Below are 10742 nucleotides of genomic sequence, written 5' to 3' on the forward strand. Positions count from 1 at the left end.
GGCGTAGACGGCGTCGAGCTCCTGCTGGGGGACGTAGACGCGCAGCGCGAACCGGTGGGGCGGGCCCGTGATGCTGCGGTACGCGCTGCCCGCGTTGAGGAGGGGCACGGCGTCAGTCGATCTCGATCACGACGGGCGCGTGGTCCGAGGCGCCCTTGCCCTTGCGCTCGTCGCGGTCGATCCAGGCGTCCGTGACGCGGTCCGCGAGCGCCGGGGAGCACAGCTGGAAGTCGATGCGCATGCCCTCCTTCTTGGGAAAGCGCAGCTGCGTGTAGTCCCAGTAGGTGTACACGCCGGGGCCGGGGTGGCGCTCGCGGACGACGTCCCGATAGCCGGCGTCCTCGAGGAAGGCGTGGAAGGCGGCGCGCTCCGGCGGTGAGACGTGCGTGTAGCCGCCCTCCTGGAAGAGCTGGATGTCCCATACGTCCTCGTCCCGCGGGGCCACGTTCCAGTCGCCCACCAGGGCGATCTGCGCCTCGGGGTCGTCCTGCAGCCACTGCTTGGCGTGGCCCTCCAGCATCTTCAGCCACTCGAGCTTGTACGGCATGTGGGGGTCCTCCAGGCCTCGGCCGTTGGGCACGTAGAGGGACCACACGCGCACGCCGTCGCACGTGGCCGCGATCGCGCGGGCCTCCTGCGCGGGTTCCTGTCCCGGCTTGCCGAACGAGGGCTGGTCCGGGAACGTGCGCTCCACGTCCTTCAGGCCCACGCGGGACGCGATCGCCACGCCGTTCCACTGGTTCACGCCGAAGTGCGCCACCTCGTAGCCCGCGAACTCGAAGAGCTCCCACGGGAAGTTCTCGTCCTTGGCCTTGGTCTCCTGGATGGCCAGGACGTCCACGTCCGAGCGGTCGAGCCACGCCTCGATGCGGTCTGCGCGGGCGCGGATGGAGTTCACGTTCCACGTGGCGATTCTCATGGGGACCACCGTAGCCACCCCGCGGGCCGGGGGAGAAACCGGCGCGGCACCCGGTTCCCGGCCCCGACGACGGCGCTGTCCCCGGCCTGCCGTCCGCCCGTTCCAGGGGGCTGGGCGGATCCGGTCCCTGGACGACGCCGCTCGGGGCCGCTCACGTGGTGGGCCCGTCACGCGGCGGGGCCGCGCCCGCGCGCCACGTGCTCCCACCCGCCACCCGGCGCGGCACCCCGCGGGGTGGTGGGGGCCAAGTAGTGTGAGCCCATGAGCGCAACGCGGGTGCTGTCCGAGATCAGAGAACGCCGGATCCTCCTCAAGGCCGCCGGTGTGGGTGCCGGGTCCCTGCTGGGGGCGCAGGCCGTGGTGGTGGCGTCGCTCGCGGGCATCGACTGGTGGAAGCAGCGCGGGCGCAAGCAGCGTGATGCTCCCCGCCCCGGCACGTACACCGCACAGGTGCAGGACTCGGCGCTGACCGTGTACACCTCCGGTCAGGACGTGTACGAGGACATGCTGGAAGCCATCGAGGGCGCCGAGCGGGCCATCCACATGGAGACGTTCATCTGGAAGAACGACGAGCTCGGCCAGCGCTTCCTGGACGCCATGAACCGTGCGGCCGAGCGCGGTGTGGACGTGTTCGTGATCTACGACGGCTTCGCCAACCTGGTGGTCCCGCGGACCTTCTACAGCTTCGACAGCAAGGTCAACGTGTTCCGGATGCCGTTCCTGCGCCGCCCGTTCTGGAAGGGGCCCCTGCGGTTCTCGGGGCTGAACCACTCCAAGATCCTGGTGGTGGACGACGAGATCGGCTTCGTCGGCGGGTTCAACATCGGCTCCCTGTACTCCCGGCAGTGGCGGGACACGCACGTCCGGGAGGTCGGCCCGGCGGTGTGGGGGCTGCGCAACGCGGTGGCCACGGTGTGGAACGAGGACCGCGAGCCGGGCACGTCGATCGAGTGGATTGCGCCCAAGAGCTGGGACCCGGAGGTGCGGGTGAACGCGAACCTGCCCATCCAGATCGTGTACCCCATCCGCGAGATGTACATGAACGCGATCGACCGGGCCCAGCACCACATCTGGATCAACACCCCGTACTTCATCCCGGACCAGCAGATCCTGGACACCCTCCTGGACGCGGCCGCCCGCGGGGTGGACGTGCGGATCATGGTCCCCAAGGACTCCAACCACATCCTGGCGGACTGGGTCTCCCGCGGGTTCTACGGGCAGCTGCTGCGCGGCGGGGTGACCATCCTGCTCTACGGCGCGTGCATGATCCACGCCAAGACCGCCACGATCGACGGCGAGTGGTCCACGGTGGGCACCGCCAACCTGGACCGCCTCTCCCTGTCCTTCAACTACGAGACCAACGTGGAGATCGTGGACCCGGACTTCGCGGCGCAGATGGAGAAGGTCTTCCTGTCGGACAGCGAGCACTGCGAGGAGCTCACCTCCCCGCGGTGGCGTGAGCGCCACCCCATGGCGCGGGTCGCGGAGGTCCTGCTGGTTCCCCTGCGCCCCCTGCTCTGACCGTTCCGCGCCCCTCGTCTCCCATCGCGGTATTAAGTACAGATAGTGCCGCCGATCGGCCCGAAAATGGCAGTTGCTGCACTTGAGACCGGGGTTCGTGGGGCCCGACGACGCCGCACGGCCGGCTTCCCCACGCCCGTCACCACTCTGGGTGCCACCGACACCCCTCGCCTTACCCCTGCCCCGTCACCTGCCACCCTCACCCGCGCGCCCTCTCACTGGGATCAAGTGCAGATCATGCCGCCGATCAGCCCCAGAGCGGCAATTTCTGCACTTGATCCCGAGGGTCGTGGGGTGGGGCGTCAGGCCTGCGTGAGGTGCCCGCGCAGGGTGGTGGCGGTGTACTTGGTGCGGAACAGGCCGCGGCGTTGCAGCTCGGGGACCACGAGGTCCACGAAGTCCGTGAGGGCGTCCGGCTGCACGGGCGGCATGAGGTTGAAGCCGTCCGCGCCGCCGTTCTCGAACCACTCCTGCATCCGGTCCGCGATGGACTCGGGGGTGCCCACCATGGTGCAGTGCCCGCCGCCTGCGGCCAGGCGTCCGAGCAGCTGGCGGACCGTGGGGTTCTCGGCCTCCACGATGCGCAGGATGGTGCCGTAGCGGCCCTGCGGTCCGGTGAACTCCTCCAGCGGGGCCAGGTCGGGGACGGGCGCGTCCAGGTCCCAGCCCGAGCAGTCCTGCTCCACGAACGTGGACAGCTGCGCCAGTGACTGCTCCACCGGCAGGAGCCGGTCCACGCGCTCCTGCTTGGCCAGTGCCTCCTCGTGGGTGCGGCCCACGTAGGTCACCAGACCGGGCATGACCACCACGGAGTCCGGGTCCCGGCCCGCTGCGGCCACGTGGGACTTCACGTCCGCGTAGTACCCCTGGGCTGCCGGGAGGTCGTAGGCCACGGCGTAGATCCCCTCGGCAACGTCCCCCGCCAGGGCCTTCCCGGGCCCCGAGGCTCCCGCCTGGAAGAGCACCGGCTCACCCTGCGGGCAGCGCGGCACCGTGAGGGGGCCGTCCACCAGGAAGTGCTTGCCCTGGTGGTGCACCGGGTGCAGCTTGGCCGGGTTCGCCCACTGGCCGTCCCGGTTTGCGGTGACTGCGTCCGAGTCCCAGCTGGCCCACAGGGCGCGGGCGACCGCCACGAACTCGCGGGCGCGCTCGTACCGCTCGTCCTTGGGCGGCATGGCCTCGTAACCGTGGTTACGGGCCTCCGCGTCCCACATGGAGGTCACCACGTTCCACCCCGCGCGCCCGCCCGAGATGTGGTCCAGGGAGGCCAGCATCCGGGCCGCGTGGAACGGGGTGAAGAAAGTGGAGGACACCGTGCACACCAGGCCGATGCGGTCGGTGACGCGCGCCATCGCGGACAGTGCGGTCAGCGGTTCCAGGGACCAGTGGGGCCCGCCGGAGACGTCCCCCACGCTGTGGCCGTCCGCGAAGAACACGGCGTCGAACAGGCCGCGCTCCGCCGTCCGGGCCAGCTCCTCGTAGTAGCCGATGTCCGTGAGCCGGTGCACCGCGGAGTCCGGTGCACGCCACGCCGCCTGGTGGTGGCCCGTGCCGTAGAGGAAGGCGTTGAGGTGCAGTCGGCGGCCGGAGCGGTCTTGCGTGTCCGCACCGCTCGCGGCCCGAGCGCGCGTGCCCGGGGAATGATCGTCGTCGGCCGCGGCAGGACGCGCCGCGGAACCCGCCGTGGCAGCGGGACCCGGCGCGGCGTCGTCGTCGTGCTCGGAGGATGCCGTCATGTCAGTCCATCACCAGTCCGCCGTCGACCACGAGGTTCTGCCCGGTGACCCCGCGCGACCAGTCCGAGGCGAAGAACAGGGCGGTGTCCGCGAACTCCTCGGGGGTGGTCACGCGGCCCAGGGGAGTGCCGGCGGCAATGACGTCGAAGACCTCGTCCGGGGTGGCGGCGCTCGCATCCGTGGTGCGGAGCAGGCCGCCGGAGAGCATGTTCACCGTGATGCCCTGCGGGCCCAGGTCCTTGGCGGCGGTGCGCGTGAGGGAGAGCAGGGCGGCCTTCGCGGCGGTGTAGTCGTGGTAGGGGACCACGGGGTTCTGGAAGAGGTTGGTGCCGATGTTGATGATGCGCCCGCGGCCCGTCTCCGCCATGCCGGGGGCCACCGCCTGCATCACGTTGAGGGCACTCACCACGGCACCCTCGAACTGCCGCGTCAGGTCCTCCGCGGTCAGGTCCTCCAGCGTGGGGCGGGCGTCCCCGTTGAAGCTGAAGTCCACCAGCGCGTTGTTCACGGCCACCGTGACGGGCACCCCGAAGTGCTCCCGCGCCCGGGCGACCATGTCCCGCACCTGCTGCGCGTCCCGCACGTCCGCCTGGACCGCCAGTGCCCGGTCCTCCCCGAGCTCACGTACCAGCGCCCGGGCGAGGTCCTCGCTCGCGTGGTAGTTGACGACGACGCGCGCGCCCTCCCGCGCGAACGCCCTGCTGAGGTGCTCCCCCAGGCCACGGGCGCCTCCGGTGACCAGGACGATGGTGTTGTCGATCCGCATGCTCACTCCTGTGTGGCTCACGGCGAAGAACGCGGTGCACCACCTGCGCGGAGCCACCGTGACATCCCTTCGCCAGTACTAACTGGACAGGTTCGACGGGTGTCATCTCAGCCGCGGCGGTCCCCGCGGTGCGCTGCATCGAGCGCGCGAGCGAGGGAACGGGCAACGGCACCCCGTGTCACTGGGGCCAGTGTAGCCAGGGGCGGTGAAGGGGAAGGGGCTGTCGCACGACCAGTCCTCGCTCAGCGGCAGATGCTAGAGCTGGACACAATGTTTGCATCGAGGAATGCGCCCTGGAAATGGTCCCGGTTCGTAGGCCCGCAGTGAGGATGAGCGGATGGCAAGGAACGTTCCCATGACGCGCGCCCGGCGCACAGGATGGATATTGTGGCTCGCCGCGACGCTGCTCTGGATGGCGGCACTGATTGCGGAGCGCCTTGTCTATTCTGGGCCGACCTCTTGTGAACTCGCGGACGGAGGATCGGTGTTCGGCGAACCGGGGTGGAGCTGGGTGCCGCTGGGCCACACGTGCACCTGGCGCAATGTCGGCGGTGCAATGACGGTCGTGGACCAACCGCCCATGATGACGCTGATTCCACCCGTGATCCTGCTCCTGTGGGGAGCCAGTCTTATGGTTGGCCGCTCCGGTTGGCTCTGGGGGCGTTACCGGAATCGGGCTGAGTAGTTCATCCATGCCCGCCCACGCCCGAGAGTCAGACCTTTCCATGGGCCAATGGTTGGAACGGGGTCGTAGAGCCGCGATCGCCCGAGCCCCTGGCGCCGCTCTCACGGGCGGGTGGGGTCCTGTGCTTCGCGCTCGGCCCTGTTCTGATCGGCGGCGGTCTCCGCTCGACGTTCCTGCCATGCTCTGCGGAAGAAGATGAACGCGAACAAGAGTTCCGCTGTCATGAGGAGCCACGATTCCCTGGCGCCGATGATGGTGATCACGAAGAGGGCCAGCATGACCGATCCCTGGATCAGGTAACCCACCGATTTCCGCTTGAGCATCTGCCCACCGTACGCACCCAGGGGTCGCATGTCAGGTGCCGGGAATCCTGGGGCGTGGCCCCGTCCGGGCCACGCCCCGGACCCTGGTCCGCCCCGGCCTGGTGGCTGTGCCGGGTGACCGCCCCGAGTGCCCGCAACCCCCACCTGCTACCCTTGATGGCTGGTGTGCCGGGAAGTCTGGTCGGCGGAAATCTCATGTTGCCCGTCGACTCCCGGAGTCCCCTTTGCCCCCTCATTCCTCGCTCCCTCCTGCCCTGGACACGTCCGGCGCCGTTGATGCGCTCGCCGCAGACGGCTCTGCAGGTGCCGCCCAGACCCTTTCTCCCGAGAACGCCCCGGAGAACCGGAAACCCTCGCGCCTCTCCCGCCTGCTGGCCTTCCTCCGTGAGGAGACCGTGGCCGGTGTTCTCCTGGTGGTCGCCGCCGTCCTCGCGATCCTCTGGGCCAACTCTCCTTTCGCGGACAACTACTTCGCCCTGCGGGACCTCAAGGTGGGCTACGAGCCGTGGCACCTGAACCTCAGCCTCGGCACCTGGGCCGCGGACGGCCTGCTCGCCATCTTCTTCTTCCTCGTGGGCCTTGAGCTCAAGCGCGAGTTCGTCGCCGGTGACCTGCGGGACCTGGGCAAGGCGGCGGTGCCGATCGCGGCGGCCGTGGGCGGCGTCGTCGTGCCCGCGCTGATCTACGCGGCGGTCAACCTGGCGGGCCCCGAGACCCTGGGCGGCTGGGCCATCCCCACCGCCACGGACATCGCGTTCGCCGTGGCGGTGCTCGCGATCGTGGGCTCGCACCTGCCCAGCGCGCTGCGGCTGTTCCTGCTCACGCTCGCCGTGGTGGACGACCTGCTCGCCATCACGATCATCGCCGTCTTCTACACCGACGACGTGCACGTGCTGCCGCTGCTCCTCGCGCTCGTCCCGCTGGCCGTGTTCGGTCTCCTGACGCACCGGTTCCCGCGCTTCTTCGCCCGCCGCACCTGGGCCGCGTGGGTCATCCTGGTGCCGCTGGCCGCGGTCACGTGGGCTCTGGTGCACGAGGCCGGGATCCACGCCACGGTGGCGGGCGTCCTGCTGGGCTTCGCGGTTCCGGTCATGGGGGCCAGGGCGAGCGGGGAGCCGGTGGAACTCGCCGAGCATCTGGAGCACCGCGTCCGGCCCCTGTCCGCTGGGTTCGCGGTGCCGGTCTTCGCGTTCTTCTCCGCGGGCGTGGCGGTGGGCGGCTGGGACGGGCTGACGACGGCGCTCGCGGCCCCGGTCACGCTCGGCACGATTGCGGGTCTCGTGGTGGGCAAACCGCTCGGGATCATGGGTGCCACGTGGCTCACCACGAAGCTCACGGGGCGCAAGCTCGACGCCTCGTTCCAGTGGATCGACCTGCTGGGGGTCGCGCTGCTCGCGGGCATCGGCTTCACGGTCTCCCTGCTGATCTCCGAGCTGAGCTTCGACCCGGCCGCTGCGGCCGGGGACCAGGCCAAGGTGGCCGTCCTGACCGCCTCGGTGCTGGCGGCGGTGCTGGCCGGTGGACTGCTGGCCGTCCGGAACCGCCGCTACCGGGACAACCATGCTGGCGTGACGTCGCCGGCCGCGTCCTGACCCGCCGCACCCCGCGCCGCCCCGGAAGGGTCTCATGGCCGCGCCCTTTCCATCCGGACCTTTCCCGGCCGCTCCAGCGCAGTTCGCGGGGGCGGATCCGCGCGGACCCGCGCGGGACGGCGCTCCCAGAAACAGGCTAGGGGCCCGCCCGTGACCGGGTGGACCCCTAGGTGCAGTTCCGGATCTCAGAAACTGCGCAACTCAGTGTCGATCAGCGACCGGCGCGGTCGGCGCCGTCCACGTTGGTGGTGCCCGTGGTGTGGCCGCGATCCGTGGAGCCGGCGGTGTGGGTCCGGTCGGCGGGCCGGGCATCGTGGGTGCGGTCCGTGTGGACGGTCTTGTTCTTCTTCAGCAGGCCGCCCAGTCCGGCGAGACCGAGCAGGCCCCACAGGCCGGCGTTGCCGTGGCCTTCGTCCTCCTGCTGGGTGGAGGCGGGAGCGGGGCTCTCCGTGGCGGCCATGGCCGGGGCGGACAGGCCGGACAGGATGGCCAGGGACAGAGCGGCGGTAGCTGCGGTCTTACGCATGGTGAATTCTCCTTCGATAGGGGTACGTCGTCTCACGAGGACGCAACTATCACCCTACTTGTGATTGCGAGGGTTCGCTGATGTGTTTCCGCGGCGGGGCTCGCCCGGGCGCCAGCAGGCTCAGCCCTCCCGCCACCACGCATCCGCCGGGGTCACCGGCACGGTGCGCTTGTGGCGGGAGCGCAGGAAGATCTGCTCCAGCTTCTCCGCCACCTGCTCGGGGACGTCCTTGCCCTCCAGGTAGTCGTCGATGTCCTCGTACGTGAGGCCCAGCTCGTCCTCGTCCGTGCGGCCGGGGTTGTCGTTGAGCAGGTCCGCAGTGGGGACCTTGCCGACGAGCCGCTCCGACGCCCCCAGGTGCTCCAGCAGCTGCCGGTTCTGGCGCTTGTCCAGCCCGGCCAGGGGCAGGAGGTCCGCGCCGCCGTCCCCGAACTTCGTGAAGAACCCGGTGATGGACTCCGCGGCGTGGTCCGTGCCGATCACCAGCAGGCTGTGGTCCCCGCCCACCGCGTACTGCGCGGTCATGCGCACGCGGGCCTTGGTGTTGCCGCGCGTGAAGTCGGTGAGCTGCTCGCCCGTCGCCGCGGCGTAGGCGGCCTCGAACCCGTCCACGGCCGGAGCGACGTCGTACGTGATCACCCGGTCCGGTGCGATGAAAGCGAGGGCGGCCTGGGCGTCGTCCTCGTCCTGCTGCGTGCGGTAGGGCAGGCGCATGGCCACGAACTCCGCGGCCACACCGTCCTCGCGCAGCTTCTCCACGGCCAGCTGCGCGAGTCGGCCGGCCAGGGTGGAGTCCACGCCGCCGCTGATGCCCAGCACGAAGCCCCTGGTGTGCGTCGCCCGGAGGTAGTCGCACAGGAAGTCGACCCGCCGGGCCACCTCCTGCGCCGGGTCGATCTGCGGGGAGACGCCGAGCTCGGCAATGATCTGTGCCTGCAATTCACGCATGCGGTCATCGTATCGAGCGCGTGTTTCAAGGGTGTGACGGACCCCCGGCCCACGACGCCGCTGGGTCGCCTCCGCGGGGACCGCCGCCCGCGCGTGTGAGGCGGGGCACAGCGGCGTCGTGAGATGCTGGCCGCATGAGCGAAAACAGCTACGAAACCATCCTGGTCCGCCGCGAGGGACGCGTGGGCGTGATCACGCTGAACCGCCCCAAGGCGCTCAATGCGCTGAACGTGCAGACCATGACCGAGCTCGTGGCGGCGGCCACCGAGCTGGACCGCGATCCGGAGATCGGAGCGATCGTGCTGACCGGCTCCGAGAAGGCGTTCGCCGCGGGCGCGGACATCAAGGAGATGGCCTCCAAGACCGGCTCGGACATGTACCGCGAGGACTTCTTCTCCGAGTGGGACACCTTTGCCCGGCTGCGCACCCCCAAGATCGCCGCGGTGGCCGGCTACGCGCTCGGCGGTGGCTGCGAGGCGGCCATGATGTGCGACATGATCATTGCCGCGGACACCGCCAAGTTCGGCCAACCCGAGATCACGCTGGGCGTCATCCCGGGCATGGGCGGCACGCAGCGGCTCACCCGCGCGGTGGGCAAGGCCAAGGCCATGGACCTCATCCTCACCGGTCGCCAGATGGATGCCGAGGAGGCCGAGCGCTCCGGGCTCGTCTCCCGCGTGGTTCCCGCGGACTCCCTCATGGACACCGTGCTGGAGGTCGCCGGGAAGATCGCGAGCATGTCCAAGCCGGTGGCCCAGCACGCCGTGGAGACGGTCAACACCGCGTACGAGACCACCCTGGCCGCCGGGCTGCAGTACGAGCGCCGGGTGTTCCACGGGCTGTTCTCCACGGCCGACCAGAAGGAGGGCATGGCAGCCTTCACGGAGAAGCGCAAGCCGAACTTCTCGCACGAGTGAGCACCAGCAGGGAACCGCGCGGGGTGGTGCCCGCCCGGTGACACGCACCGACGGCGCCGTTCCGGGGGAAACCCGGGAGCGGCGCCGTCGTGCTGCCCGGAGCGCGGTTGCAATAACGGAGCAGATGCAGAAATCGAGCGGTTCTGGTGCGTTTGCTCCGTTATTGCGCAGAGGCGGAGGGGAGAGGTGGGCACCCTCACGGGCCACCTACCCGCATGTGCGGTCGAAAGCCGATGGGGCATCCGCAGCTGCGGATAAAGTGTGCCCATGACCTCTCTCCGTGTGGCCCAGGCGGCCACCTTCCTGGGCGTCAGCGACGACACCGTCCGGCGGTGGATCGAGCAGGGTGCGCTCACCGGGCACAAGAACCCCGCGGGGCACACCGTGGTGGACGGGTCGGAGCTCGCGCAGCTCGTCCGCCGCAACGCCGTGAATCCCGAGGACCCCGCGAAGGTGGGCAGCTCGGCCCGGAACAGGCTGGTGGGGCTGGTGACCGCCGTGACCTCGGACCGCGTGATGTCCCAGGTGGAGCTGCAGTGCGGCCCGCACCGGATCGTGTCCCTCATGAGCACGGAGGCGGTGCAGGACCTCGGGCTGGAACCGGGGTCCGTGGCCACGGCCGTGGTGAAGTCCACCGCGGTGATCGTGGAGACGGAGGGGCGCACGTGCTGAGCAACAGGCACGAGTCGGGGACCGGTCGGCCGGTCCGTCGGCGCCTCACGGCACTCGCTGCCGCGGTGGGTCTGAGCGCCCTGGTGCTCACCTGCCTCTTATACACATCTGACGCTGCCGACGAATTAGCCGGTGTA

Annotated in this window: 10 protein-coding genes and 1 riboswitch; of the genes, 4 read left to right on the plus strand and 6 right to left on the minus strand. The window is 70.1% G+C overall.

Translation table 11 applies throughout. The features are described from left to right. Nucleotides 1-112 precede the first annotated feature (112 nt). The gene (locus CWC38_RS09085) at nt 113-919 is read right to left on the minus strand and encodes an exodeoxyribonuclease III (RefSeq protein ID WP_121846446.1); all 807 of its coding nucleotides are present in this window, start codon (nt 917-919) and stop codon (nt 113-115) included. A 261-nt stretch (nt 920-1180) separates the two neighbouring features. On the opposite strand from CWC38_RS09085, the gene CWC38_RS09090 reads away from it, so the two are divergent. Next, nucleotides 1181-2440, plus strand: coding sequence for a phospholipase D-like domain-containing protein (locus CWC38_RS09090; RefSeq protein WP_121846447.1), 1260 nt, complete (start codon nt 1181-1183; stop codon nt 2438-2440). 302 nt (nt 2441-2742) lie between these two features. Here CWC38_RS09090 and CWC38_RS09095 read toward each other — a convergent pair whose 3' ends face one another. The 3 genes from CWC38_RS09095 to CWC38_RS09110 all read right to left on the minus strand — a co-directional run bounded on the left by CWC38_RS09095 (nt 2743) and on the right by CWC38_RS09110 (nt 5950). Then, nucleotides 2743-4176, minus strand: a complete 1434-nt coding sequence (locus tag CWC38_RS09095) for an LLM class flavin-dependent oxidoreductase (protein WP_121846448.1) — start codon at nt 4174-4176, stop codon at nt 2743-2745. 1 nt (nt 4177) lies between these two features. Next, on the minus strand, nt 4178-4942 hold the full coding sequence (locus tag CWC38_RS09100) for a 3-oxoacyl-ACP reductase (protein WP_121846449.1): 765 nt from the start codon (nt 4940-4942) through the stop codon (nt 4178-4180). Between the two features lie 47 nt (nt 4943-4989). Further along, nucleotides 4990-5128, minus strand: a riboswitch (TPP riboswitch). A 600-nt stretch (nt 5129-5728) separates the two neighbouring features. Beyond that, nucleotides 5729-5950 (minus strand): hypothetical protein, encoded by a 222-nt coding sequence (locus CWC38_RS09110; protein ID WP_124035152.1) that lies wholly within the window; start codon nt 5948-5950, stop codon nt 5729-5731. Between the two features lie 368 nt (nt 5951-6318). Between CWC38_RS09110 and nhaA the strand changes: the two genes are divergently transcribed. Next, nucleotides 6319-7542 (plus strand): Na+/H+ antiporter NhaA, encoded by a 1224-nt coding sequence (gene nhaA, locus CWC38_RS09115; RefSeq protein ID WP_240625188.1) that lies wholly within the window; start codon nt 6319-6321, stop codon nt 7540-7542. Nucleotides 7543-7753: 211 nt separating this feature from the next. On the opposite strand, the gene CWC38_RS12250 is transcribed toward nhaA, so the two are convergent. Both CWC38_RS12250 and nadE read right to left on the minus strand, forming a co-directional pair. Beyond that, on the minus strand, nt 7754-8068 hold the full coding sequence (locus CWC38_RS12250; protein ID WP_206059887.1) for a hypothetical protein: 315 nt from the start codon (nt 8066-8068) through the stop codon (nt 7754-7756). Nucleotides 8069-8188: 120 nt separating this feature from the next. Further along, nucleotides 8189-9016, minus strand: a complete 828-nt coding sequence (gene nadE / locus CWC38_RS09125; protein WP_121846452.1) for an NAD(+) synthase — start codon at nt 9014-9016, stop codon at nt 8189-8191. A gap of 134 nt (nt 9017-9150) precedes the next feature. On the opposite strand from nadE, the gene CWC38_RS09130 reads away from it, so the two are divergent. Next, the gene (locus CWC38_RS09130; protein ID WP_121846453.1) at nt 9151-9933 is read left to right on the plus strand and encodes an enoyl-CoA hydratase; all 783 of its coding nucleotides are present in this window, start codon (nt 9151-9153) and stop codon (nt 9931-9933) included. A gap of 267 nt (nt 9934-10200) precedes the next feature. Further along, nucleotides 10201-10605, plus strand: coding sequence for a TOBE domain-containing protein (locus CWC38_RS09135; protein WP_121846454.1), 405 nt, complete (start codon nt 10201-10203; stop codon nt 10603-10605). Nucleotides 10606-10742 lie beyond the last annotated feature (137 nt).

Source organism: Kocuria tytonicola (assembly GCF_003687455.1).
Classification (GTDB): Bacteria; Actinomycetota; Actinomycetes; order Actinomycetales; family Micrococcaceae; genus Kocuria; species Kocuria tytonicola.